Annotated in this window: 36 protein-coding genes; 5 read left to right on the forward strand and 31 right to left on the reverse strand. The window is 27.2% G+C overall.

Annotated elements, in window-relative coordinates:
* The first annotated feature begins 227 nt into the window (after nt 1-227).
* Both SPIRDC1_RS05405 and SPIRDC1_RS05410 read left to right on the forward strand, forming a co-directional pair.
* Nucleotides 228-1,388, forward strand: coding sequence for an Mbov_0401 family ICE element transposase-like protein (locus tag SPIRDC1_RS05405; RefSeq protein ID WP_174480899.1), 1,161 nt, complete (start codon nt 228-230; stop codon nt 1,386-1,388).
* 311 nt (nt 1,389-1,699) lie between these two features.
* Entirely contained in the window at nt 1,700-2,239 is a 540-nt protein-coding gene (locus SPIRDC1_RS05410) for a hypothetical protein (protein ID WP_174480900.1), read from the forward strand.
* Here SPIRDC1_RS05410 and SPIRDC1_RS05415 read toward each other — a convergent pair.
* Nucleotides 2,226-3,389: IS256 family transposase (locus SPIRDC1_RS05415; protein WP_233214989.1), on the reverse strand; the 1,164-nt coding region annotated here is incomplete at its 5' end. The genes SPIRDC1_RS05410 and SPIRDC1_RS05415 overlap by 14 nt on opposite strands.
* 1,193 nt (nt 3,390-4,582) lie before the next feature.
* Here SPIRDC1_RS05415 and SPIRDC1_RS05425 point away from each other — a divergent pair.
* The 3 genes from SPIRDC1_RS05425 (at nt 4,583) to SPIRDC1_RS05435 (ending at nt 6,972) form a co-directional block, all read left to right on the forward strand.
* Nucleotides 4,583-4,789 (forward strand): hypothetical protein, encoded by a 207-nt coding sequence (locus SPIRDC1_RS05425; RefSeq protein ID WP_174480902.1) that lies wholly within the window; start codon nt 4,583-4,585, stop codon nt 4,787-4,789.
* A gap of 221 nt (nt 4,790-5,010) precedes the next feature.
* The coding region (locus SPIRDC1_RS10505; protein WP_368668558.1) for an IS256 family transposase at nt 5,011-5,635 on the forward strand (625 nt) is incomplete at its 3' end.
* A gap of 98 nt (nt 5,636-5,733) precedes the next feature.
* Nucleotides 5,734-6,972 (forward strand): IS256 family transposase, encoded by a 1,239-nt coding sequence (locus tag SPIRDC1_RS05435; protein WP_174479940.1) that lies wholly within the window; start codon nt 5,734-5,736, stop codon nt 6,970-6,972.
* 386 nt (nt 6,973-7,358) lie between these two features.
* Here the strand turns inward: SPIRDC1_RS05435 and SPIRDC1_RS05440 are convergent, their stop codons facing one another.
* The 30 genes from SPIRDC1_RS05440 to rplD all read right to left on the reverse strand — a co-directional run bounded on the left by SPIRDC1_RS05440 (nt 7,359) and on the right by rplD (nt 24,488).
* Nucleotides 7,359-9,008, reverse strand: a complete 1,650-nt coding sequence (locus tag SPIRDC1_RS05440) for a hypothetical protein (RefSeq protein ID WP_174480904.1) — start codon at nt 9,006-9,008, stop codon at nt 7,359-7,361.
* A 631-nt stretch (nt 9,009-9,639) separates the two neighbouring features.
* Entirely contained in the window at nt 9,640-10,101 is a 462-nt protein-coding gene (locus tag SPIRDC1_RS05445; protein WP_174480905.1) for an AAA family ATPase, read from the reverse strand.
* Nucleotides 10,076-10,354, reverse strand: coding sequence for a hypothetical protein (locus tag SPIRDC1_RS05450; RefSeq protein ID WP_174480906.1), 279 nt, complete (start codon nt 10,352-10,354; stop codon nt 10,076-10,078). Before SPIRDC1_RS05450 ends, SPIRDC1_RS05445 begins: the two co-directional genes overlap by 26 nt.
* Nucleotides 10,355-10,516: 162 nt before the next feature.
* Entirely contained in the window at nt 10,517-10,882 is a 366-nt protein-coding gene (gene rplQ, locus SPIRDC1_RS05455; RefSeq protein WP_174480907.1) for a 50S ribosomal protein L17, read from the reverse strand.
* 18 nt (nt 10,883-10,900) lie between these two features.
* Entirely contained in the window at nt 10,901-11,869 is a 969-nt protein-coding gene (locus SPIRDC1_RS05460) for a DNA-directed RNA polymerase subunit alpha (protein WP_174480908.1), read from the reverse strand.
* 18 nt (nt 11,870-11,887) lie between these two features.
* Entirely contained in the window at nt 11,888-12,280 is a 393-nt protein-coding gene (rpsK, locus tag SPIRDC1_RS05465) for a 30S ribosomal protein S11 (RefSeq protein ID WP_174480909.1), read from the reverse strand.
* Nucleotides 12,281-12,297: 17 nt separating this feature from the next.
* Entirely contained in the window at nt 12,298-12,696 is a 399-nt protein-coding gene (gene rpsM / locus SPIRDC1_RS05470) for a 30S ribosomal protein S13 (RefSeq protein WP_174480910.1), read from the reverse strand.
* Nucleotides 12,697-12,720: 24 nt separating this feature from the next.
* Complete coding sequence (gene rpmJ / locus SPIRDC1_RS05475; protein ID WP_174480911.1) at nt 12,721-12,834, reverse strand: 50S ribosomal protein L36; 114 nt, start codon at nt 12,832-12,834, stop codon at nt 12,721-12,723.
* A gap of 21 nt (nt 12,835-12,855) precedes the next feature.
* Complete coding sequence (infA, locus tag SPIRDC1_RS10510) at nt 12,856-13,176, reverse strand: translation initiation factor IF-1 (RefSeq protein WP_174480912.1); 321 nt, start codon at nt 13,174-13,176, stop codon at nt 12,856-12,858.
* The gene (gene map, locus SPIRDC1_RS05485) at nt 13,176-13,958 is read right to left on the reverse strand and encodes a type I methionyl aminopeptidase (RefSeq protein WP_174480913.1); all 783 of its coding nucleotides are present in this window, start codon (nt 13,956-13,958) and stop codon (nt 13,176-13,178) included. Before map ends, infA begins: the two co-directional genes overlap by 1 nt.
* Entirely contained in the window at nt 13,951-14,616 is a 666-nt protein-coding gene (locus tag SPIRDC1_RS05490; RefSeq protein ID WP_174480914.1) for an adenylate kinase, read from the reverse strand. The genes map and SPIRDC1_RS05490 overlap by 8 nt, the downstream gene beginning before the upstream one ends.
* A 9-nt stretch (nt 14,617-14,625) precedes the next feature.
* On the reverse strand, nt 14,626-15,984 hold the full coding sequence (gene secY / locus SPIRDC1_RS05495; RefSeq protein ID WP_174480915.1) for a preprotein translocase subunit SecY: 1,359 nt from the start codon (nt 15,982-15,984) through the stop codon (nt 14,626-14,628).
* Entirely contained in the window at nt 15,985-16,428 is a 444-nt protein-coding gene (rplO, locus tag SPIRDC1_RS05500; protein WP_174480916.1) for a 50S ribosomal protein L15, read from the reverse strand.
* Between the two features lie 9 nt (nt 16,429-16,437).
* Entirely contained in the window at nt 16,438-17,142 is a 705-nt protein-coding gene (rpsE, locus tag SPIRDC1_RS05505; RefSeq protein WP_174480917.1) for a 30S ribosomal protein S5, read from the reverse strand.
* An 18-nt stretch (nt 17,143-17,160) separates the two neighbouring features.
* On the reverse strand, nt 17,161-17,511 hold the full coding sequence (gene rplR, locus SPIRDC1_RS05510) for a 50S ribosomal protein L18 (protein ID WP_174480918.1): 351 nt from the start codon (nt 17,509-17,511) through the stop codon (nt 17,161-17,163).
* Nucleotides 17,512-17,541: 30 nt separating this feature from the next.
* Nucleotides 17,542-18,096 carry a 50S ribosomal protein L6 gene (rplF, locus tag SPIRDC1_RS05515; RefSeq protein ID WP_174480919.1) on the reverse strand — a complete coding sequence of 185 codons (555 nt, stop codon included), beginning with the start codon at nt 18,094-18,096 and terminating at the stop codon, nt 17,542-17,544.
* A 12-nt stretch (nt 18,097-18,108) separates the two neighbouring features.
* The gene (rpsH, locus tag SPIRDC1_RS05520) at nt 18,109-18,513 is read right to left on the reverse strand and encodes a 30S ribosomal protein S8 (RefSeq protein ID WP_174480920.1); all 405 of its coding nucleotides are present in this window, start codon (nt 18,511-18,513) and stop codon (nt 18,109-18,111) included.
* Nucleotides 18,514-18,526: 13 nt separating this feature from the next.
* A complete protein-coding gene (locus tag SPIRDC1_RS05525) occupies nt 18,527-18,712 on the reverse strand; it encodes a type Z 30S ribosomal protein S14 (protein WP_174480921.1) in 186 nt (61 codons plus the stop codon).
* 1 nt (nt 18,713) lies between these two features.
* Entirely contained in the window at nt 18,714-19,271 is a 558-nt protein-coding gene (gene rplE / locus SPIRDC1_RS05530) for a 50S ribosomal protein L5 (RefSeq protein WP_174480922.1), read from the reverse strand.
* Between the two features lie 21 nt (nt 19,272-19,292).
* Nucleotides 19,293-19,640, reverse strand: a complete 348-nt coding sequence (rplX, locus tag SPIRDC1_RS05535; RefSeq protein ID WP_174480923.1) for a 50S ribosomal protein L24 — start codon at nt 19,638-19,640, stop codon at nt 19,293-19,295.
* 13 nt (nt 19,641-19,653) lie between these two features.
* The gene (gene rplN, locus SPIRDC1_RS05540) at nt 19,654-20,022 is read right to left on the reverse strand and encodes a 50S ribosomal protein L14 (protein ID WP_174480924.1); all 369 of its coding nucleotides are present in this window, start codon (nt 20,020-20,022) and stop codon (nt 19,654-19,656) included.
* Nucleotides 20,023-20,043: 21 nt separating this feature from the next.
* Entirely contained in the window at nt 20,044-20,322 is a 279-nt protein-coding gene (rpsQ, locus tag SPIRDC1_RS05545) for a 30S ribosomal protein S17 (RefSeq protein WP_174480925.1), read from the reverse strand.
* Nucleotides 20,322-20,816, reverse strand: coding sequence for a 50S ribosomal protein L29 (gene rpmC, locus SPIRDC1_RS05550; RefSeq protein ID WP_174480926.1), 495 nt, complete (start codon nt 20,814-20,816; stop codon nt 20,322-20,324). Before rpmC ends, rpsQ begins: the two co-directional genes overlap by 1 nt.
* Nucleotides 20,797-21,282 carry a 50S ribosomal protein L16 gene (gene rplP / locus SPIRDC1_RS05555; RefSeq protein WP_174480927.1) on the reverse strand — a complete coding sequence of 162 codons (486 nt, stop codon included), beginning with the start codon at nt 21,280-21,282 and terminating at the stop codon, nt 20,797-20,799. The genes rpmC and rplP overlap by 20 nt, the downstream gene beginning before the upstream one ends.
* Before the next feature lies 1 nt (nt 21,283).
* Nucleotides 21,284-22,027: a 30S ribosomal protein S3 gene (gene rpsC / locus SPIRDC1_RS05560; protein WP_174480928.1), complete on the reverse strand. Its 744-nt coding sequence runs from the start codon at nt 22,025-22,027 to the stop codon at nt 21,284-21,286.
* Nucleotides 22,028-22,043: 16 nt separating this feature from the next.
* Nucleotides 22,044-22,376, reverse strand: a complete 333-nt coding sequence (gene rplV, locus SPIRDC1_RS05565) for a 50S ribosomal protein L22 (RefSeq protein ID WP_174480929.1) — start codon at nt 22,374-22,376, stop codon at nt 22,044-22,046.
* Nucleotides 22,377-22,388: 12 nt separating this feature from the next.
* Nucleotides 22,389-22,661 carry a 30S ribosomal protein S19 gene (rpsS, locus tag SPIRDC1_RS05570; protein ID WP_174480930.1) on the reverse strand — a complete coding sequence of 91 codons (273 nt, stop codon included), beginning with the start codon at nt 22,659-22,661 and terminating at the stop codon, nt 22,389-22,391.
* A 14-nt stretch (nt 22,662-22,675) separates the two neighbouring features.
* Nucleotides 22,676-23,539, reverse strand: a complete 864-nt coding sequence (rplB, locus tag SPIRDC1_RS05575; protein ID WP_174480931.1) for a 50S ribosomal protein L2 — start codon at nt 23,537-23,539, stop codon at nt 22,676-22,678.
* Between the two features lie 24 nt (nt 23,540-23,563).
* A complete protein-coding gene (gene rplW / locus SPIRDC1_RS05580; RefSeq protein WP_174480932.1) occupies nt 23,564-23,857 on the reverse strand; it encodes a 50S ribosomal protein L23 in 294 nt (97 codons plus the stop codon).
* A gap of 1 nt (nt 23,858) precedes the next feature.
* Nucleotides 23,859-24,488, reverse strand: a complete 630-nt coding sequence (gene rplD / locus SPIRDC1_RS05585; protein ID WP_174480933.1) for a 50S ribosomal protein L4 — start codon at nt 24,486-24,488, stop codon at nt 23,859-23,861.
* Nucleotides 24,489-24,511 lie beyond the last annotated feature (23 nt).

A 24,511-nucleotide genomic window follows, 5' to 3' on the forward strand; every position in this document is an offset into this window, starting at 1 on the left:
CCTTGTGGAGTTAATATAACCTTTTTAGTTCTTAAATAATTATCAATTTGAGTTTTATAATTAATACTTAATTTTTCACCATATTTTTTTTCTTTTTCTGGCATATTATATCACCTATATTCAATATTTATATACTAATTATATCATTTTAACTAAATCATTTTCCAACACTCACCAGTTAATTATTGTTATACTCAAAGTCATGTATTTAGAAAGGCAAAAGCATTATGATTTTACTATCTGAAAAACTTGATAATTATCAACATAAAATTAATCATGAAAAACAAATGTTATTAGATTATGATAATAAAATATTAAAATATGATAATGATTGATTTTTAAATAAATATGATAGAAATAAATATAAAGTAATAAAACGTAGAAAACATTTAATAAAAAGTGAATTTGGTATTTCTTATTTACCATTACGCACATATAAAAATAAATTAACAAATGAAATTATAACTCCAACAAGAACATATATTGATATTGATAAATATAAAAATTATACAAATTGAGTTAATAAATTAATAATATTAAATGCAGATTTAAATAATATTACATATCCTATAATTAAACATAATTTAAAAATAAATATATCTTTATCAACAATTTGTAGAAGAGTAAAGAAAACTAATATATTTGTTCAAGAATTACCAAAAGAAAAAATAAAAATATTACCAACTGATTTTATTTATATTCAATCAGATGAATCATATAATAATTTAATTGATAATAATAAAAAAAGAAAATTTAGACATAGAACATTAAGTATAAGTACTGGTTATGATTTAAATAAATCTGCTGATAATAGACATGTTTTAGAAAATAAATATATTTATGTTATATCAACTAGAAAAGGTCAAAGAATTACTAAAAAAGAATTTGGTAAATCTATAATAAGTAATTTAGATAATATTTTTATTGGTTATACTAATGAAAATTTAAAATTAACTGGTGATGGTGCAACTTATCTTAAATCTACTGCTAATTATTTAAAAATTGATTATGCTGTAGATAAATGACATCCATTACAAAAATTAAAACAAGTATTTATTGTAGGAAAAGGTAAAAGAACAAAAGAAAATAATAAAAAATTAAATTATGCTTATTATAAATTATTTTTAAATGGTAATTATTATAAATTATTAGATTATTTAAAAGAAAATAATGCTGATGAAAAAATATATGAATATTTTAAAAATAATAAAAAAGGTATTGAAAATCAAAATGCTATTTGAAATATTGGTTGTAGTGCTGAAAGTGATGTTTATCATTTAATAAAATCAATATCTAATAATAATGCAAAAATTTATTCAAAAGAAGCATTTTTTAATTTATTAAAATTAAAACAAGCAAGAATTAATAAATTAAAAATATTTGTTTAAATTTATAAAATTTAATAAATCTAAACCTAAGTAGTTAGGAATTTTTAAATTATATTAATAAAAATAAAATACTAAAATACTTTATATTTTATAAATACTATGGTATAATAATACCAACAATTAATAATTTATTTTGTCTTTTATTTAAAGAAAATTAAATTATAACTAGACTTGAAATACGCCCCTTATTATTACAAAATACATTAATAAAATTAAATCCACAATTAACTCCTAAATTTAAAATTAAAGATATTGAAAAAGCAAATAACTTTTTAAAAAAATTTAATACTGATTTAAAAGAAGTATTAAAAATGAATCAACATGATTGATTAAATTTAGTTCATACAATACATACAGAAAATAGATATGGAAAAACTTTAATTTTAGATTTACAAAAAATTCGTGCTAATTCTATTAAATTTAATTTTAAAAATAATGTTATTCATCAACTTGTTTTAAAAGCAAATCAAAGTTTTAAATATTTTGATATTAGATTTTATTTAAAAAAAGGTTTAAATAAATTTTGAAAAGATACTCCATATTTTGAAAAATTACGAGAAAGTATATATAAATTACAAGAAAAATTTGAAAAATTTGAAAAACAAGCATTTGAAAAAATTAATAAATTAAAAGAAAAAGCAACAGATTTATTTACTAGTGCAGAGAAAAAAGCAATTAAACATGCACAATTAATTCCATTAAATTCACCAGTATTTATGGGTTGTAAAATTCAACCTTTATCATTAGATAAATGTGCAATTACTATTTATCATCGCAATCCTAAATATAAACCAATGAGGCTTTTTAGTAATCTGTGTTTCTTTGTTTTACAAAGTACTAGTTCAGATTAATTCTGTCTTCAAATTTTATCATAAAATGAGCAATTGCTGTATTTCAATTTTGAATAGGCAATGTTCATTTTTTTGTGATATTTTCAATTGCTAAGTAAAAAATTTTAAAAACTGCCATATCATTAGGAAAAACTTTTTTATTTCTAATAACTTTTCGTAATTGGCTATTAACAGATTCAATAGCATTTGTAGTATAAATTACCCTTTTAATTTCTGCTGGATAACTAATAAAAACCATTAAATTTTCTCAATTTTTATATCAAGATTTAGCAATTTGTGGATATTGTTTATTTCATTTACTTTCAAATGATTCTAAAGCTTGCATTGCTTGTTCTTCACTACATGCTGTATAAATTGGCTTTAAATCGATAACTAGAGACTTTCGATGTTTGTATGAAACATATTTTAAGCTATTTCTAATTTGATGAACTATGCATAATTGATGTTCAGTTTTAGGATAAACTGATTGTATTGCCTCTGACATGCCTGTTAAATTATCACTACAAGCAATAAGAATATCATTTAAGCCTCGATTTTTCATTTCTGTAAAATTATTTAATCAGAATTTAGCACCTTCATTTTCACTAATTCATAAACCTAAAACATCTTTTTTACCTTCTAAATCAACTCCTAAAGCTATATAAACTGATTTGTTAATAATACGTTTATCCTGACGTACTTTAACTACGATACAATCAAAATAAATGATTGGATAAACACTATCTAATGGACGATTTTGCCATGCTTTGACATCATCAATGACATCATCAGTAATTTGACTAATTACGCTTTCGCTAATATCTGCGCCATCATATAACTCTTGCAACTGCATTCTAATATCTGATAAAGTCATACCTTTTGCATATAGTGAAAGAACTTGTTGATCAAAACCATCAAATCTTCTCTGTCTTTTTGTGATTATTACTGGTTCAAAATTACTATTGCGATCTCTTGGTACATCAATTTCAATTTTACCTTGTTGAGTTATTAATTTTTTTGATGTTGTACCATTACGAACATTGTCATTATTACTGCGTTGATTTCTTTCGTGTCCTAAATAATTTTGCATCTCAGAATTCAACATTTTTTCTACCAATCGTTTAGTTAATTCTTTATATAAGCCTCCCTCTTTAAAAACTGTTGTTAAATCNAATAATTTATTAGATAAAAAACAAAATAAATTAATTGCTGGTGAAAATATTACTATTGATAAAGAAACTAATACTATTAGTACTACTGGTGGTAGTAGTGAATCATTATGAGAAGTAGACCCTAATAGTCCAAATATTATTCAACCTAAAGAAAAAAGAATTATTACTTCAAATAATACTAGAATTGTTGATATAGGTGAACCAGAACAAGAAAAAGATGCAACTACAAAACAATATGTTGATAATTTATTAGATAAAAAGCAAGATAAAGAAAAGTGATTAATAGTTGCTACAAGTGTTATAAATGGAGTTAATCAAACTATTACATATGATTGTAAAGAAAATAAAAGATATCGTATATGATTTAATTATGGTATTAGAAGACAAACATTAATATTATCTGATATTTATATTTATGAAGAATTTATTTATTCAAAAGGAAGTAATACTGAATTAACATTTGATATAAATCATTCTCAACCTTATTTAATTTGTAATAGAACAAATACTCCAATATTTACTTGATTAGCTGGAAATACAAGAAACGGTAATTTATGAAAATTAGAAGAATTAGAAGAAAATAATGAAAATATTTATAAAATTACTAGTAATACATTAAATATTATTTCACCAAATAAAATTAATATGAATAAACCAATAAAAATTATTTCTAATAATTTAGAAACAAATGAAATTGAAGAAAATTGTTGAGATATTGAATTAAAAAATAATCCAATTCCAAGTATTCCAAAATGAAAAGAAGTAGGAACAAAAATTAATATAAATCATATTAAATATACTTTTAAATCAAATACTAAATATAAAATTTATTATAATTTTGAAAGTCAATCAAGTAATAAAAAATTTGCTTTTATGTGTAAAGAATTTTTATATGGTGAGTTAAATAAAGAGGTTCAAACTTTGGATTGAGATAAAGTTAATGATAGAATAATAATTTCTTTACAAATGCAAAATGATACCATTGCTATCGTTAGTGACCCTACAAGATTTGGCCAACTTTTAAAATTAGAAGAATTACAGGAATAATATTATGTTTTTTAAAATTATAAAGATTATTTTAGGTTTAATAGGAGTTTTATTATCTTCTGCGGTTGCTGGTTTAATTATATTCATTATTGTAAAAATTGTATTAAAAATTAATCAAATTTTTTAGAAAGGTGGTGATTAATATGTGGATACTACAACAATTATTATAGTTGCTAATTTATGTATTAATGGGGGTTATGTTTTAATTAAATTAGGAAAAGCATTAGTTGCATTTGGTAAATCTTTAACAGACCCAAATAAAAAAGAAATTAAAAAACAAAATAAAATTGCTAAATTACAAAATAAATTAAATTCTATTAATAAACAAACAGAAGTAAAAAGTATTTATTAATATTAAAAAATGCCTTTAATAGGCATTTTTACTTATTTATAAACTCATGTGATTATAATCTCAATTTAATGAAGCATTATCATAATTTAATGGTACTTCGGTCATATTATTACTACCATAATATTGGGGAATGTTTAGTAATCTGTGTGACTTACAAAAATAACTATGTTTAATTAATTCTAGTAAATATAATTTATATATCTAGAAAGAGTGAGTTACAGATGGCTAAAAAAGATAATCTTAATAACAATGATCCAATATCAAAAGCAGTAGATTTATTATTAGAAAATACTGAGGATTTAACAACAGTTTTTAAAGAGGGAGGCTTATATAAAGAATTAACTAAACGATTGGTAGAAAAAATGTTGAATTCTGAGATGCAAAATTATTTAGGACACGAAAGAAATCAACGCAGTAATAATGACAATGTTCGTAATGGTACAACATCAAAAAAATTAATAACTCAACAAGGTAAAATTGAAATTGATGTACCAAGAGATCGCAATAGTAATTTTGAACCAGTAATAATCACAAAAAGACAGAGAAGATTTGATGGTTTTGATCAACAAGTTCTTTCACTATATGCAAAAGGTATGACTTTATCAGATATTAGAATGCAGTTGCAAGAGTTATATGATGGCGCAGATATTAGCGAAAGCGTAATTAGTCAAATTACTGATGATGTCATTGATGATGTCAAAGCATGGCAAAATCGTCCATTAGATAGTGTTTATCCAATCATTTATTTTGATTGTATCGTAGTTAAAGTACGTCAGGATAAACGTATTATTAACAAATCAGTTTATATAGCTTTAGGAGTTGATTTAGAAGGTAAAAAAGATGTTTNAAGGGAATGTTTAGTAATCTGTGTGACTTACAAAAATAACTATGTTTAATTAATTCTAGTAAATATAATTTATATATCTAGAAAGAGTGAGTTACAGATGGCTAAAAAAGATAATCTTAATAACAATGATCCAATATCAAAAGCAGTAGATTTATTATTAGAAAATACTGAGGATTTAACAACAGTTTTTAAAGAGGGAGGCTTATATAAAGAATTAACTAAACGATTGGTAGAAAAAATGTTGAATTCTGAGATGCAAAATTATTTAGGACACGAAAGAAATCAACGCAGTAATAATGACAATGTTCGTAATGGTACAACATCAAAAAAATTAATAACTCAACAAGGTAAAATTGAAATTGATGTACCAAGAGATCGCAATAGTAATTTTGAACCAGTAATAATCACAAAAAGACAGAGAAGATTTGATGGTTTTGATCAACAAGTTCTTTCACTATATGCAAAAGGTATGACTTTATCAGATATTAGAATGCAGTTGCAAGAGTTATATGATGGCGCAGATATTAGCGAAAGCGTAATTAGTCAAATTACTGATGATGTCATTGATGATGTCAAAGCATGGCAAAATCGTCCATTAGATAGTGTTTATCCAATCATTTATTTTGATTGTATCGTAGTTAAAGTACGTCAGGATAAACGTATTATTAACAAATCAGTTTATATAGCTTTAGGAGTTGATTTAGAAGGTAAAAAAGATGTTTTAGGTTTATGAATTAGTGAAAATGAAGGTGCTAAATTCTGATTAAATAATTTTACAGAAATGAAAAATCGAGGCTTAAATGATATTCTTATTGCTTGTAGTGATAATTTAACAGGCATGTCAGAGGCAATACAATCAGTTTATCCTAAAACTGAACATCAATTATGCATAGTTCATCAAATTAGAAATAGCTTAAAATATGTTTCATACAAACATCGAAAGTCTCTAGTTATCGATTTAAAGCCAATTTATACAGCATGTAGTGAAGAACAAGCAATGCAAGCTTTAGAATCATTTGAAAGTAAATGAAATAAACAATATCCACAAATTGCTAAATCTTGATATAAAAATTGAGAAAATTTAATGGTTTTTATTAGTTATCCAGCAGAAATTAAAAGGGTAATTTATACTACAAATGCTATTGAATCTGTTAATAGCCAATTACGAAAAGTTATTAGAAATAAAAAAGTTTTTCCTAATGATATGGCAGTTTTTAAAATTTTTTACTTAGCAATTGAAAATATCACAAAAAAATGAACATTGCCTATTCAAAATTGAAATACAGCAATTGCTCATTTTATGATAAAATTTGAAGACAGAATTAATCTGAACTAGTACTTTGTAAAACAAAGAAACACAGATTACTAAAAAGCCTCTTTTTATTATTAATTACATGTAAAGGTCATGATTTATGTCATAGACAAAAAAATGGGCATACTTCTTATGTTCATATCTTTAAACTTTTTTGGTTTATTTTGAGCAAATAAAATATTTAAAAAAGAAAATCGAAATTTTAAATTTTTAGATATTTTTAAAAGAAAACACAAACAAAATAATATTTCTCCACAATCTTAAATAATGTATAATAATATTACTTACTTATGTAAGTAATATGAAATAAAAAGTTTTCAAAATTATGTTAGTTTATATGATTAGATTCGTACTTAATTAAAAAGTTACCAATTAAGGTAACTTTTTTTATTTATATTTTTAAATTTTAATTATAAACTTGTTATATTATTTGTAACAAAATTAGGTTTATTATCAATTGCTAAATATTGTTCATTATTTATAGAATTTGTAAATTCATCAGTTCATTTAGTTAGATTTTTAAGTTCATTTTTTTCTAATTTATTTATATCAAATACTTCTCTTTTTTTTCTATCATTAGGATTTGGAATTTGAGTTTCAACTTCATCATCATTATATAATCTAATTCCATTACCAATACTCATAAATAGAGAACCACCAGATAAAGACCCACCATCATTTGCATATTCACTAGATATAACTTGTAAGAAATAACTATTATTTTCTCAATATCAAGTTAAACCCAAAGATTGACTTCATTCAAGTCAAGCATTACTTCATCATTTTGTTGTCTTAGGTTGTAATAAAATCGTAGTATAATCAGAAATTTTATCTTTATTTGTTTCATCAAACTTATAATTTTTAATTATTTCATGAAGATTTTTATTGTTAAAATCATTAATTTTTTTCTCAGTATAGTAAGGCACATTGCCTCAACTTACTCTTGATAATTTAAAATTTTCATAATTACCTAAAAATTGAATTTTATTATAATCAATTGGATTAGTTTTTCCTAAATTAAAAGTTTTAATAATTTTATTACCAGTATGATTATAATATCAATCATGAATATACGTAAAATCATGATTTTTGTCAGTATCATTATAATATAAATTTAATACTTTTTCTCTTTGAAAATTTCTATTTAAATTTACAAAATCATTATCATCCTTATATAATCTAATGCCACTACCCAATTTTAAATGACAATTAAAATGTGCTGCAGAAGCTCATCATTCACAATATTGTAATCCGAATACCTTCATATAATAACGGTTTTTTTTTCAATAAAATGTTAAAGCAAATCTTTGATTAATATCAATTTTAGCACCACCATCTTTATCTCAAAATTTTTGTAATTCTTGGTGTTTACTTAAATCTGAAGATATATCATCTTGTGTATTGTAAATTATATCATGAAAATTATTATCTCTATTCTTAAAAAATCATTTAAGATTTGTACCTTTTAATTTATGAACTTTTCCTCAACTTGCATAACAATCATTTGTATAAACTCACTTTCCTCAGTTAACCATTGTACCTCAACATTCACTATCAACATCACCTAAAAATTCAATTTTATTATAATCAACTGGATTATTGTCTACTAAATCAAGTAAAAATCATTTATTTTTGTTATATGTATGAATTGATGGTCCGAAATCTAATTGTTTATTATTATGAGAATAATAATCATAATAGACTTTTAATTCTTGTTTTGTCATTTTATTAAAATTTAAATTAATATTTGGTTGTCTTTTATGTTTGTTTCTACTTTTTTCATGCCTATGTTTATGAGTACTTGTTTCTAATTCTGTTTGATAAATAGAGTTTATATTTTGATTTGTTACTTGATTTAAATTATATGGTTGATAATTAATACTTGAGTTTGTAAAATCTATTTCTTGGTTTATTGATTCTAAATTAGTATTTTTGCTAGCTCAATTTTTAATATTTTGATTATCAATTGACTTAGTATATATACCTTTACTTTTAGAATTAAAAAGTGGTACAGATAATAATCACATTTTAAATCAATAACTTGGACTAAAATATTTCATTATAAATATTTCCTTTCATTAATAAATATGTGTTAAAAACAAAAAAAGAAAAAACTACTCTAACTTCAACGAATTAGAAAGGCTCTTCTTTTTATTTTATCTATTTAAATAAAAATATTTTTATTAAGTTTTTAACAATTAAATTATACATATAAAAATTTTAAAATGTGAAAATATAATTTTTTAAAATTTAATTTAATTATTTTTATAATATTCTCTTATTTCTTTTATTTTATTTTTAAATTGTTTTTTATGAAAATAACACATATTAAAAAATTGAATTACACTATCTTCTATATTTAAAGTTTTTAAAGTAACTAATACTTTACTATTACAATCTTTAACATTGTAGTGCTGAAAGTGATGTTTATCATTTAATAAAATCAATATCTAATAATAATGCAAAAATTTATTCAAAAGAAGCATTTTTTAATTTATTAAAATTAAAACAAGCAAGAATTAATAAATTAAAAGTGTTTGTTTAAATTTATAAAATTTAATAAATCTAAACCTAAATAGTTAGGAATTTTTATTTTATAAAAGTTAATAAAATCTATATTAAGACTTGACATTAACCCTAAATAGGGTTATAATATTTATAAAAATTAATAATTTATTTTAATTTTATCTTTTATTTAAAGAAAATTAAATTATATCCACATTTGAAATACGTCCCATTAAATCTTCTTAAAGTTGCTGAGTCTATGGAATTGACTTGATTAGAAATTGCAAATAAAATTGTCCCTTTTGGTAATGATTCTAAAATCATATTAAATGTTCCAATCATTCTTTGATATTCATCATTTATTTCTCTATTTCTAGAACCAATAAGAGAATCAAACTCATCAATTATAAAAATAGAATTTATATAATTTTTTCTAATATCTATTAATAATTTTTGAAGATTTTTTTGAGTTTCACCTAATTTATGGGAATTTAAATTTGGAGCACTAATTGAAAATAATTTTTTATCAAGTGATTTTGCAATATCACTTACAAATGATGTTTTTCCTGTTCCAGGACGACCAGTAATTAAGATTTTAACTGCTCCAATTTTAGAAGTTTTATTATGATCTCCTAAAAAATAAATCATTTTTTTGTAATGGTTCATAATTTTCTCAAATAATTTTATTTGATAACTCTTCTTTTTTAACAACTAAATATTCATCATTAATTGAATTAATCGATATGGTTGATGTATTACCAATAATAGAAGTAATATAATCGGCATCTTTAGTTTTCCCTTCATTTTTTAATTCAATTGCAAATTTTTTTACTAATTCTATAACTGTTACTCTATTTAAATTAACTGCTGCTTCAATTATATCAACAATTACTTTTTTCATTTTATTAAAATGTCCCCTTTCTTATTTTCTATTAAATAAAAAATATATAAATATTAACCATAAATTAATTATTAAAAATAACTAAAAGTGGGACAAAATAAAAAAGAGAAAACATAAAAATGCTTTACTCTTTCCAAAATTTTCTTGCTTTAATATTTTTAATTAAACAAAAGTAATTAATACCATTGGTGCATTATCACCAGTTCTATTATCTACTTTAATTAACTTTGTATATCCACCTTTACGGTCTTTATATCTTTCAGCAATATTGCCAAATAATGTTGGAATAACACCATCCTTTGGATGCTCTTTAGTTGTAATTTTACGCAATTTAGCAATTGCCATTCTTCTTGAATGCAAATCACCACGTTTAGCTAACGTTACTAAAGGTTCAATAAATGTTTGTAATCTTTTTGCTCTTTTTTCTAACAAAACTAATTTTCCATAAACAATTAATTCACTTGCTAAATTACGGATTTCAGCATCTACTTTAGCACTATTTCTTCCGATATCGTTAATATATGACATTTTTTCTTATCCTCCTTCTTAGTTTTTAATAGAAAACTCTAAATTATGTTTTGATACACAATCTTCAATTTCTTTAATTGATTTTGAACCCAAATGTTTAATTTGTTTAATTTCATCTAAACTTTTAGTTACAATATCACCCAAAGTTTTATAACCATCACGTTTTAAACAATTGTATGAACGAACAGTTAAATTCAATTCTTCTAAGGCTTTGTTTAAATCATTATTTTCTTGCTCATTAGTAATTGAAATAACTTCAAAGTTTTTAACATTATCATCTAAATTAACAAAAAAATCAATATGACTCATTAAAATTTTAGCTGCCATTGCAATAGCTGATGCTGCTTTAACTGAACCATTAGTTTGTACACCAAGAATTAATTTTTCATATTCAATACCCTTTAATGTTTTAGTTACAGGTTCAATTTTATAATCAACTTTTTCAACAGGTGAAAAGTTTGAATCAATAGCAATAATTCCTGAACTATTAGCAATTTCTTTTTTATTTTCCTCAAATGAAGAATAACCACGAGATTTCTTTACCATTAATTCCATTTCAAAAAGAACATTTCTTGAAGTTGTTCGAGCAATAATTAATTCTGGATTAACTACTCTAACATCAGTTGGACAAATAATATCTCCGGCAGTAATATCTTGTTCACCAGTAATACTAATTTTTAAATTAGCAATTTTTTCGTCCTTTTGAATATCACCATCAAAAGCTAAAACTAAGTCCTTAACATTTAAAATTATTTCAGAAACATTTTCAATTACACCTTTAACTGCAGTAAATTCATGAGATACACCACTTATTCTAATTGCATATACAGAAATACCTGGTACTGAAGATAATAATGTTCTTCTTAAGGCATTAGCTAAAGTTGTTCCATAACCACGTTCTAATTGACTCACAATAAATTCACTGTAATTAATAGCACTATTTTCACTGTTTAAACTAAATTTTGGTTTTAAAAATTGTTGTTCCATGTTTTATTTTCACCTACTTTATTTTCTTGGTTTTTTTGGTGGACGACAACCATTATGAGGGATTGGTGTCACATCATTTAAATCTTTGATTTCAAAACCTACTGCTTGTAAACTACGAATTGATGGTTCTCTTCCTGGTCCTGTTCCATTAACAAAAACACTTAAAATTTTAACTCCGTGTTCCATAGCAGTTTTACCTGCAGCTTCAGCTGCTAACTGTGCTGAGTGAGGAGTTGATTTACGAGTTCCTTTAAAACCTACTGCTCCAGCACTTGATCAAGCAATAACATTACCATTAAGATCACTAATAGTAACAATAGTATTATTAAAACTTGCTTTAATAAATGCTTTTGCTTTAATAAAATTAGGATTAACTTTAATTTTTTTCTTTACTGTTGTTTTTATATTCATTATTTTTTTCCTCCTAATTAACTTGCTTTTTTCTTGTTAGCAACCGTTTTACGTGGTCCCTTGCAAGTTCTTGCATTAGTTTTTGTTGATTGTCCTCTGGCTGGTAATCCTTTACGATGACGAATACCACGATAACATCCAATTTCCATTAATCTCTTAATATTTAAAGACACTTCACGTCTTAATTCACCTTCAGTTTTATATTTCTTTTCAATTAATTGACTAATTGAACTTAATTCTTTTTCTGTTAATTCATTAATTTTTTTAGTTTCTTCAATTTTTAGTTCTTTTAATATTTCTGAAGATTTGCTGCGACCAATTCCATAAATTCTTGTTAAACCAATTACTGTATGTTGATTTCCAGGAATATTTACTTGCGCAATTCTTCGACTTGCATTGTTAGTATTTGATGTCATATTTATTTTTCCTCCTTAATATTTCTATCCTTGACGTTGCTTATGTTTAGGATTTTCACAAATGATTACATTACGTTTTTTACGTTTGATTGGTTGACATTTGTCACAAATTTTTTTAACTGATGCTTGTACTTTCATCATTTTCCTCCTGTTAAAATATTAGTTTTCTTTGTTTTCATCATCTTTATTTATCGGTAAATGTGTAGTAGCCATTCTGTTACGAAAAGTAATTCGTCCTTCAGTTAAATTATAAGTTGATAATTCAACTTTTACATTATCACCTTTGATAATTTTAATTTTATGTGTTTGCATACGACCCGATGGTCTTACAATAGGAGTAAAGTCATATTCATTCAACTTTACTTTAAATCTAGCATTAGGTAAGACTTCTATTACTATACCTTCACATTCAATAGTACTATCATTAGTTTTTTTTACTTTTTGAACTTTGGGTTTAACTACTTGTTTTGGTTTAGCCATTAATTACATTCCTCATTATTTTTTTGATTTTCATTAAGTATTGTTAGTACTTCACATCCATCATTAGTTACTAGGATAGTGTGTTCAAAGTGAGCAGTTTGCTGTTTATCAGCAGCAACTACTGTTCACTTATCACTTAAAACCAGAATTTTATCAGTTGTTGTTTGAATCATTGGTTCAATACAAATTGTCATTCCTGACTGCAATTTTATTCCAGTGTTGGGCTTACCAACATTAGGAATAGCTGGGTCTTCGTGGAGTTTTTTACCAATACCATGCCCAGTATATGATGTTGGTAAATAAAAGCCTTCGCTTTCTACATAAGTTTGAATGGCATTACTAATATCACCAATTCTAACTCCTGGTGCAATAATTGCTATTGCTTTATTTAATGATTCTTTAGTCACATTAATAAGTTTTGCTTGTTCTGGTGTTGGTTTCCCACCAACACACATTGTAAAGGAAGCATCTGCATGATAACCATTAACAGCAGCACCAGCATCAATTTTCACAATATCATTCATTTTAAAAGGTTTATCATTAGGAATGCCATGAATTAATTGTTCATTAACTGAAACACAAATTGTGGCAGGAAACCCATGATAATTTAAAAAAGAAGGTACAGCATTATTTTCTTTAATAATTTGTGCTGCCACTTTATCAAGTATTTTACCCGTTATCCCAACTTTTATTATCTTTGCTAACTCTTTATGAATAAGTGCTACAACTTGACTAGCGGCTTTGATATTTTGAATTTCACTTTGACTTTTAATGCTAACCATTATTTTTATTTCCTTTTAATGATGATAAATATGATTTAATTTGTTCTTTAATATCACTATTATCTTGGTTGGCATCCACTGTTCTTAACAGTCCACGTTCTTGATAAGAATCTACCAATGGTGCCGTTGCTACTTTGTAAGTTTTTAAACGATTGATAATTGTCTTTTCATCACTATCATCAATTCGCTTAATTAATTTTACCCCATCATTATCACAAATACCAGTAATCTTTGGTGGTAGGAAATTAAGATTATAAATTGCTTTACATTGAGGACAAGTAACTCTTGAAGACAAACGTTTAATAACTGTTTCTTCATTAATATCTAGATACAATACCATTGAAAGCGTTTTATTCAAACTTGTTAATACTTTATCTAATGATGCTACTTGTGAGATTGTTCTTGGATAACCATCAAGAATAAAATTATGTTTAATATTTTTTAAAGTATTACTAATAATCTCATTTGTAATCTCATCAGGAACATATTGACCCTTATTAACATAAGTTTGAGCTTTTTTACCTACTGGTGATTGTTTTGTGATTTCATCACGAAACAAATCACCAGTTGATAAATGCATTAAATTATATTGTTCTTTCAGAAACTGTGACTGTGTCCCTTTCCCTGATCCTGGTGGACCTAAAATAATTAAATTCATCGTTACCCCCTAATACCATAAGTGTTCTTTAGCATCTTTGTTGTCCTTATAATTTAAGAATGAATGTTGAGTAATTCGTCCCTTAATTTGTTTTGTTGTATCTAATGCTACTCCAACCATAATTATTAATCCAGTTCCACCAACTGCTAATGAAGAAGGTAGATTAGTAAATTTAGAAATCAAAAATGGAGTTACTGCAACAGCAGTTAAGAAAAAGGAACCAATCGTACTTAAACGATTTAACATTCTTTTAATATAAATTTCTGTTTCCTTTCCTGGCTGAACACCAGGAATATAAGTTCCTGATTTTTGAAAATTCTTAGCCATTTGTTCGGGATTAATTTGCACTTGTGCATATAAGAAAGTAAACATAATCGTCATTATAGCAAAAATACTAATTCCCGGCCACGACTGTAAAGATAAATAATTTTTAGCAAAATTAGCAAAACCACTATTTTGATCAACAATTTGTGCCACTGTCATTGGAGCAGTAATTAGTGCCGAAGAAAAAATAACAGGAATTACTCCGGCTGAGTTAACTTTTAAAGGTAAATAAGAACTTTTATCACCCTTTAAAGTTAAACCACTACCAGTTTGTTGAATTGGTAAGTGTCGCTCTGATTCACTAAAGAATACAACAACAAGAATAATCAGTAGGAAGGCTGCAAAATAAAGAGCAAATTTTAAAGCCCCTTGAAAAATAACACCGTTATTAGTATCTGGTCCTACTCAATACTTAAAAGTTGAAGCTAAGTTAAATGGTAAATTAGCAGCAATTCCACCAAAAATAATTAGTGAAATTCCATTACCAATACCATGATTAGTAATCTGATCAGCGATTCATAATGATAACATTGTCCCTGCTAGTAAAATAGCTGGAATTAATACATAATAGAAAACTTCTGGTCCGGCTGCTCCCGATCCCGAACTTCAATAAACACTAATAATATGTTGAGATTGTAAGCCAAAGATAGTGGCAAAACCTTGCATAATAGCAAAGGGAACAGTTAATACTCGATTCATTAACTCTAATTTTTTCTTACCTTTTTCGCCTGATTTAGCCCATCTTGTTAAAGTAGGAACAACATCAGTTGATAATAACTGCACAATAATTGATGCAGTAATGTAAGGTGATACTCCAAGTGCAAAAACAGAAAATCTGCTAATAGCACCACCACCTAACATTGAAATTAAATTAAAGAATTCAATACCACTACTATTACTGCTACTTAAATCTTCATTCAAAGTTACTCCTGGAACTGTAATAAATGCTCCAACACGAAAGATAAATAAAATAAAAATGGTAAATAAAATTCTAATTATAACTTCTTTATACTTTTTTATTAATTCACGGGTTGTTGTGAACACTTAGATCACCTGCGCTTTTCCTCCGGCTTGTTCAATAGCAGTAATTGCTGATTTTGAAAATTTATGAGCTTTAATTGTTTTTGGTGTTGTTAATTTACCTTTACCAAGAACTTTAATACCATCTTTTTTACTTCTAATCAATTTTAATTGAAATAAAAGTTCAGGTGTTATTTCATGCTCTTTAATTAAATCAATTTGTTCTAAGTTAATAATACTATAATTGGTTGTAGTAAAGTTAGTAAACCCTCGTTTTGAAATACGACGGTACAGTGGTGTTTGTCCTCCTTCAAATCCGGGTCTTGTTCCACCACCGGTACGGGCATTTTGTCCTTTTGTCCCTTTACCAGCCGTTTTACCTTTTCCAGATGAAGTTCCTCTACCTAAACGTTTAATGTCTTTACGAGAACCTGGTGTTGGTTTTAAGTTATGTAATGTTGTTTCCATAATCCACCTCTAACCATTACTACGCTTAGTAGTAAGATTTTTATTTTTTATAAAATATTCTGCTGGTTTAACATTGCCAAGACCTGCAATTGTTGCTCTAGCTAAATTAATTTTATTTCTAGATCTAAATGCTTTTGAATAAATATTATGAATACCAGCTAATTCTAAAATATCACGAGCAGATCCACCAGCTTTAATTCCGATTCCTTCTTTAGCTGGTTTTAATAAAATTTCACTTCCACAATATTTACCTTTAACTTCATGAACAATAGAATTATTGTTTTTAGTTATCGTAATTGTTGTTAAATTTTTGTGAGCAGCTTCAATTGCCTTTTTAATTGCATCAGGAACTTCATTGGCTTTAGATATACCAAAACCAACTACTCCTTTACCATTACCAATAGCAACAGCAGCAGAGAAACGCAATCTTCTTCCCCCAGTTGTTACTTTGTTAATTTTTCTGATTCAAATCACTTTTTCAATAAATTCACTTGGAGTTTTTGGTTTACGTTCAAAATTTTTACGTGGTTCACGAACTTTATTTTCTTTTTTATCGTGGCTATTTCTTGGTTGTGATGAATTAGTATGTCTAATTTTATTTTCATTACCAGCAGGATTTTTTACTTCTGCTTTAACAGAAGGTTTTGCTACTGATTTTTGAACTTCAGTATTTTCTTTATCATCAATAATTATTTTTTTATTTTCTAAACTCATACTTTTAATTCTCCTTTTTTAGAATTCTAATCCAGCACTACGCGCCGCTTCTGCGAATGCTTTCACTTTACCATGATATAAATATCCACCACGATCAAAAACCACTTTTTTAATTTTTTTCTTAATAGCTAAATTAGCAATTGTTTCTCCAAGTTTAGTAGCAGCATCTATATTGCTTTTTGATGCTAAATCTTTAAATGTTAATGTTGATACACCAATAATTGTATTTGAAGCAGTATCGTCAATAATTTGAGCATAAAAACTATTATTAGATTTAAAGATATTTAAGCGTGGTCTTTCACTAGTACCCATAATTTTACTACGAATACGATAATGACGAACTTTACGAGCTTGTTGTTTATTAATCATTTTCTATTCTCCTTAAGTGCCAGTATAAGATTATTTACCTTTACCAGCAGCTTTTCCTTCCTTACGACGAATGTGTTCATTTTTATATTTAATTCCTTTACCTTTATATGGTTCTGGTTTACGGAATTTACGAATTTTGGCTGCAACTTCTCCAATTAATTGTTTATCAATACCACTAATTTGTAATACTGTTGGTTTAGGAGCAACAATGCTAATTCCTTGCGGAATTTCAAACTTAATAGGATGAGAATATCCTAATGTTAAATTTAAGACATTAGCTTGAACAGCAGCACGATATCCAACACCATTTATTTCTAATTCTTTCATGAAACCTGTTGATACACCAACTAACATTCCATTAATTAATGAATTAGTTGTTCCGTGAAGTTGTTTATTTTTTTTGTTATCATCAGGTCTTGTTGTAGTAATTGTTTTTTTCTCTTCATCAAGGTTAATTTTAATAACATTTGGCAATAGTTTTTTTAAAGAACCTTTTGCTCCTGTAACAGTTAACAAGTTACTTGCATCTAGCGTTATTGAAGTATTTACTGGAATGGTAAGAATACGGTTACCAATACGTGACATATAGTTTCCTCCTTATCATACATAAGCAAGAACTTCGCCACCAAGACCAAGTTTTTTTGCTTGTTTATTTGTCATAATACCTTTTGATGTAGAAATGATTGCAATTCCATAACCATTTAACACACTTGGTAAGTCTTCACATTTTGCATACATTCTTAATCCTGGTTTAGATATTCTTTTTAAACCAAGAATTGGACTTTTACCAGTATGAACTAATAAAAGTTCTAATTTAGGTTTGCTAGGATTTTCTTTAGTAACACGATATTTTTCAATATAACCATTTTTTTGCAAGATATCGGCTATCTTAACTAGTTGTTTTGAAGAAGGTACACTAACTACTCGATGTTTACTGCTATCCGCAGCGCTAATAGCATTACGAATAACTGTTAAAATATTACTTATTGGATCTGTCATCATAATTATATACCTCCTATCATGATGCTTTTCTAATACCAGGAATTTGTCCTTGGTATACTAAACCGCGAAAACAAATACGGCATAACATAAATTTACGAATAACCGCATGAGGACGGCCACACTTTTGACAGCGTGTATATGCTTGCGTACTAAACTTTGATTTACGGGCTTGTCTTACTTTTAATGAAGTTTTTGCCATCTTATGCCACCTGCTTTCCTTGTTTTTTAAACGGTAATCCTATTTTTTTTAATAACAATAATGCTGTTGCATTATTTGATGTTGTGGTAATAATTGAGATTTCCATACCACGAACTTTATCTACTTCTTCATAATTAATTTCAGGGAAAATAATTTGTTCTTTAATACCAACAGTGTAATTACCATTTTGATCAAATGCTTTAACTGATAAGCCTTGAAAATCACGAATTCTTGGTAAAGAAATTGAGATAAATTTATCAAGGAAATCATACATTTTTTCGCCACGTAATGTAACTTTACAACCAATTGGCATTCCTGCTCTTAATTTAAAGCCGGCAATTGATTTTTTTGCTTTAGTGATAATTGGTTTTTGACCAGTAATTTTTGATAATTCAGATACTGATTTATCAATGGCTTTTGGATTACTACTTGCATCTCCAACGCCAATATTAATAACAACTTTTTCAATTTTGGGTACTTGCATTATTGATGTAAAATTTAATTCTTTTTGCAATTGGGGAATAATAGTTTTATTATATTTTTCTTGTAAACGATTCATTTTTATGCTGTTACTCCTTTATTATCGTAATTCTGTTTCAGATCTTCGTGCAATACGAATTTTTTTGCCATCTTTATCAATTTTGTACCCAATTTTTGTTACTTTTTTATCTTTTTTACCATCAAGGATCATTACATTAGAAATGTGAACACTAGTTTTTACTTCCACAATTCCACCTTCTTTATCATTTTGGGTAGGTTTTTTATTTTTCTTAGCAGTAATACCTTCAATAATAACACGATTTTTTTCACGAAGTACTTGGATAATTGGTCCGGTATGACCTTTATGCTTTCCTGCAATGATTTTAATTTGGTCGCCTCTTTTTAATTTAGTATCAAGACTAATAACTGGTTTCTTTTTGCTTGCCATTTATTTCATCCTCCTAAACAATTTCTTCTGCTAAAGAAGCAATTTTATTATAACCACGCTCTTTAACTTCACGAGCCAAGACACCAAATACTCTAGTACCACGTGGCGTTTTATCTTCTTTAATAATTACTACTGCATTATCATCAAATTTTACACAAGAACCATCATTACGTTTTACACCAAATTTACTACGTACGACAACTGCTTTAACAACTTGTCCTTTTTTCATTGCACTATTAGGTGTTACTGATTTTGCTGAACAAACAACAATATCACCGATTTTAGCAAATTTTTTAGTACTACCACCCAAAACTCTAATAACCATAACTTCTTTAATACCAGTGTTGTCAGCCACATTGGCTCACGATAGATTTTGTAACATCTTTCTTATCCTCCTGGTTAATTAAGCTTTTTTATTTGTTTTAGATTCAATAATCTTTAACAAACGGAAGCGTTTTAGAGCTGAAAGTGGACGAGTTGAAATGATTTCAACCTTGTCACCAATTTTAGCTTGGTTAGTTTCATCATGGGCATGATACTTTTTAGTTGACTTAAAACTTTTATGGTACATTGGATGTCGTTTTGAAGTTTCAACAACAACAGTAATTGTTTTATCATTTTTGTCAGAACTTACAATTCCAACAAAAGTTTTACGTTGTTTGCTTGGAATAATATTTGTCATTATTCTTTGTCCTCCTTAGCTGGTGTCACAGTTTTCTTAACTGTAGGTTTTTTAGATGGTTTTTCTACTTTAGTAGTAGTAACTTTTTTAACTTCTTTGTTTGATGATTTTGCTTTAGTTGTTTTTTCAGTAACTTCTTTTTTAGCAATTTTATCTCATTCTTTAATAACTTCTGATTTAGTTATTGTTTTAACTTTAATATCTTTTTTATCATCAACTTTAGCAACTTTTTTAGTTTTTTTGCTTTCTTTATTTTCTTCTGGTAATACCATTTTATTAATATGTAATGGTTTGATTTTTTCACCATTATTAATTCTGATAGTTAATTCAGTTTTAATACGAGCAATATCCTTACGAAGATTATTTATCATATGCGCAGTTTCTAGTTTACCTAACGAACTTTGAATTCGTAAAGCAAACAATTGCGCACGAAGAGTTTCTTCATGTTGTTGTAATTCTAAAGTTGATTTATTTTTAATTACTTGCATTTCCATTTGCTTCACCCAATTCTGTTGTTAAATTTTTAGCAACCTTTACTTCTTCTGTTGGTTTTATTTCTCTAGTAACAATTTTACATTTGATTGGCAACTTGTGCATTGCAAGACGCAATGCTTCACGTGCTGTTGCTTCATTAGGATATGATACTTCAAACATAACTGTTTTTGCTTTTACTACTGAAACTCAATGATCAATTGAACCTTTTCCTGAACCCATACGTACTTCCGCTGGTTTTCTACTAATTGGTAAATGTGGAAAGATTCTAATTCAAACTTTTCCACCACGTTTCATGTAACGTGTCATTGCTACTCTGGCTGCTTCAATTTGTCTTTCAGTAATGTAAGAACCTTCTTCAGCACGAAGTCCGTAAGTTCCAAAAGCAACTGTTTTACAACCTTTTGCAGTTCCTTCATAACTTAAACGGTGGACGCAAGAGTGTTTATATCTCTTAGGTATAGCCATCTTACTTTACCTCCTTACGTGGTTGTTGTGAGTAATTATTTCGGCGATTGTTATTATTTCTTTGATTATATTTTGAAATAATTTCAGGTTGAGTTGAGTCAGTTCCTGATAAAATTTCACCTTTATATACTCAAACTTTAATACCAATTTGACCAAAAGTTGTTTTTGCCTCAGCAGTAGCATAATCAATATTACTACGTAATGTTGCTAAAGGAACACTACTTTCTGAATAACCTTCAACACGTGCCATATCCGCTTCACCAAGTCTTCCTGAAACACGAGTTTTAATTCCCTTTGCTCCAGCACGAAGTGCTTTACGAATTGCTAATTTTTGTGTTGTACGATGTGACATACGATTGCTTATTTGTTGTGCTAATGTATTAGCAATTGTTTGCGCATCAATATCAGGATTTTTAATTTCAACAACATTAATTCTAATACCTATTTTACGATTTTTAATTGTTTTACGAACTAGTGTTGTTAATACTTCAATCTTTGAACCGCCTTGCCCTAAAACTGAACCAACACGAACACAGTGGATAAATAAGGTAATTTGTGATTTAGTTCTTTCAATTTCAATTTTAGAAACACCAGAAGTTTTTAAATGTGCAAATAGTGCTTTTCTAATTTTGTGGTCTTCTAAAATTCATTTTGCTAAATCTTCGTTACTAGTTGCATATCAACGTGATTGTCAATCTTTATTGATACCATATCTTAATCCATTTGGACTAACTTTGTGACCCATATTACTTATTTACCTCCTAATTATCGCTAACCACGATAGTGATTTTGCTTGTTCTTTTTAAGATTTGATATGCTCTACCATGAGCACGGGGCATAAATCTTTTCATAGTTGGACCTTCATTTACAAATATTTCCTTAATACGTAATTTGTTGGCTTCCATTCCATAGTTATTAGCAGCATTAGCAACTGCTGAATTAATTAATTTTATAATTGGCTGTGCTGCGCGTTTTTTTTCATGAGCTAGAATTACTAGAGCTTTGGCAACAGCATTATCACGAACTAAATCGGCTACTAAACGCACTTTTCTTGGACTAATGCGTAATTTATCTAAATGAGCTTTTGCTTCCATAATTTCTATCTCCTAACGCTTTTTCTTGTCAGAACCGTGACCACCAAACTTACGTGTGGGTGCGAATTCTCCTAATTTATGACCAACCATATCTTCTGTTACATATACAGGTAAATGTGTTTTGCCATTATGTACACCGAATGTATGTCCAACAAATTGTGGGAAAATTGTTGAACGACGAGATCAAGTTTGAATAATTTTTTTTGATTTATTTTTATTTTGAGTTTCCACTTTGTTTAATAAATGACTATCAGCAAAGGGTCCTTTTTTTAAAGATCTTGACATATATTACTTTCCTCCTACTTTGTTGCATTTCTTCTTCGTACAATTAATTTATTTGATGCTTTTTTACTATCACGAGTTTTTAAACCTAATGTTTTTTTACCTCATGGTGTTACTGGAGCTTTTCTTCCGATTGGAGCTTTACCTTCTCCTCCACCATGTGGGTGATCATTTGGATTCATAACACTACCACGAACAGTAGGTCTAATTCCTTTTCAACGATTTCTTCCCGCTTTACCAATGTTTACTAAATTATGATCATCATTTCCAACTGTACCAATTGTAGCTCGACAATTACTTAATACTTTTCTAACTTCACCTGATGTTAATTTTAATAATGTATACTTAGCTGTTTCATCACGACCAAGAATTTGAACACTACCACCAGCACTTCGTGCCATTTGTCCACCTTTACCTGGTTTTAATTCAACATTATGAACAACTGTTCCTTGTGGAATCTGTGATAATGGTAAACAGTTACCAACAGTAATATCAATTTTAACAGTATCACTGTTTTCACCACTTAATAACTTATCTCCTACTTTGATTCCTTTTGGTGCTAAGATATAACGCTTTTCACCATCAAGATAAAAAATAAGACAAATGTTAGCATTACGATTTGGATCGTATTCAATTGTTTTAACTGTTCCAACTACATTGTCTTTGTTACGTTTAAAATCAATAATACGGTATTTAACCTTATGACCATTACCTTGATGTCTTACTGTAATTTTACCTTGATTATTTCTACCAGCTTGTTTAACTAAATTTACTAATAAAGATTTTTCAGGGCTATTACCAATAGTTAAGTTCTGTTTGTAATCCAGAACGGTCATATTACGTCTTCCTGCAGTAGTGGGATTAATTTTTCTAATTGCCATTGTTTTTTTCTCCTTCCAATCTCATTAGCTTTGTTCTTCAGAACTAAACAAACTTAATTGTTCACCAGGAGCTAATTTAATAAGAACTTTTTTTACTGCCGATGTTTTTCCAACAAATCTACCAACAGTTTTAGTTTTTGGTTTACTATTAATAATATTAACGTCTGCTACTTTAACTTCAAAAATCTGTTCAAAGGCTTTTTTAACGTGACTTTTATTAGCTTTACGGTTAACAGTAAATGTATAAATACCTTCAGCCATTTGTTTATAAGTTTTCTCAGTTAATACTGGTTTTACTATAACTTCACTTAAATGCATATTAAATTAAAGCCTCCTCAACGATTTTAATTGCCTCAGTAGTAAACAATACTTTTTTAGCATTTAATAAATCGTAAATATTAATACTATTAGCAGCGATTGTTGTTGTTCTAGGTAAATTACGACCTGATTTAATAACTGTTTCTTTATTGCTAATTCCTGAAACAATTAGTGTTTTATTGTTTGCTAATTCTAAAACTTTTAAAGTTTCTAACATAATTTTAGTTGAAGGTTTTTCAAAGTTTAATTCATCAATTACAACTATGTTTTTATTTTGGAATTTGGCAGCCAATGCTGATTTTATTGCCAATCTTCTTACTTTTTTTGGTAATCTAATTAAATAATTACGATCAGTATTTGGTCCAAAAACAATCCCGCCACCTTTTCATTGTGGTGAACGAATTGAGCCTTGACGCGCATTCCCTGTTCCTTTTTGTTTTCATGGTTTTCTACCACCGCCAGCAACTTCAGCACGACTTTTAACAGCGTGTGTTCCTTGACGTTTTGTAGCATTATAACTTAATAAACTATCAAACTGCGCTTGCTTGTGGGGTTCAATTCCTCAAATTTTTTCGTTTAAAGTTAATTCGCTAACTTTTGTTCCAGCGTTGTTAACAACATTAATTTTCATTTCGCTATCCTCCATAATTAACT

Source organism: Spiroplasma endosymbiont of Danaus chrysippus (genome assembly GCF_902809815.1).
In the GTDB taxonomy this organism is placed as follows: Bacteria; Bacillota_I; Bacilli_A; order Mycoplasmatales; family VBWQ01; genus Spiroplasma_E.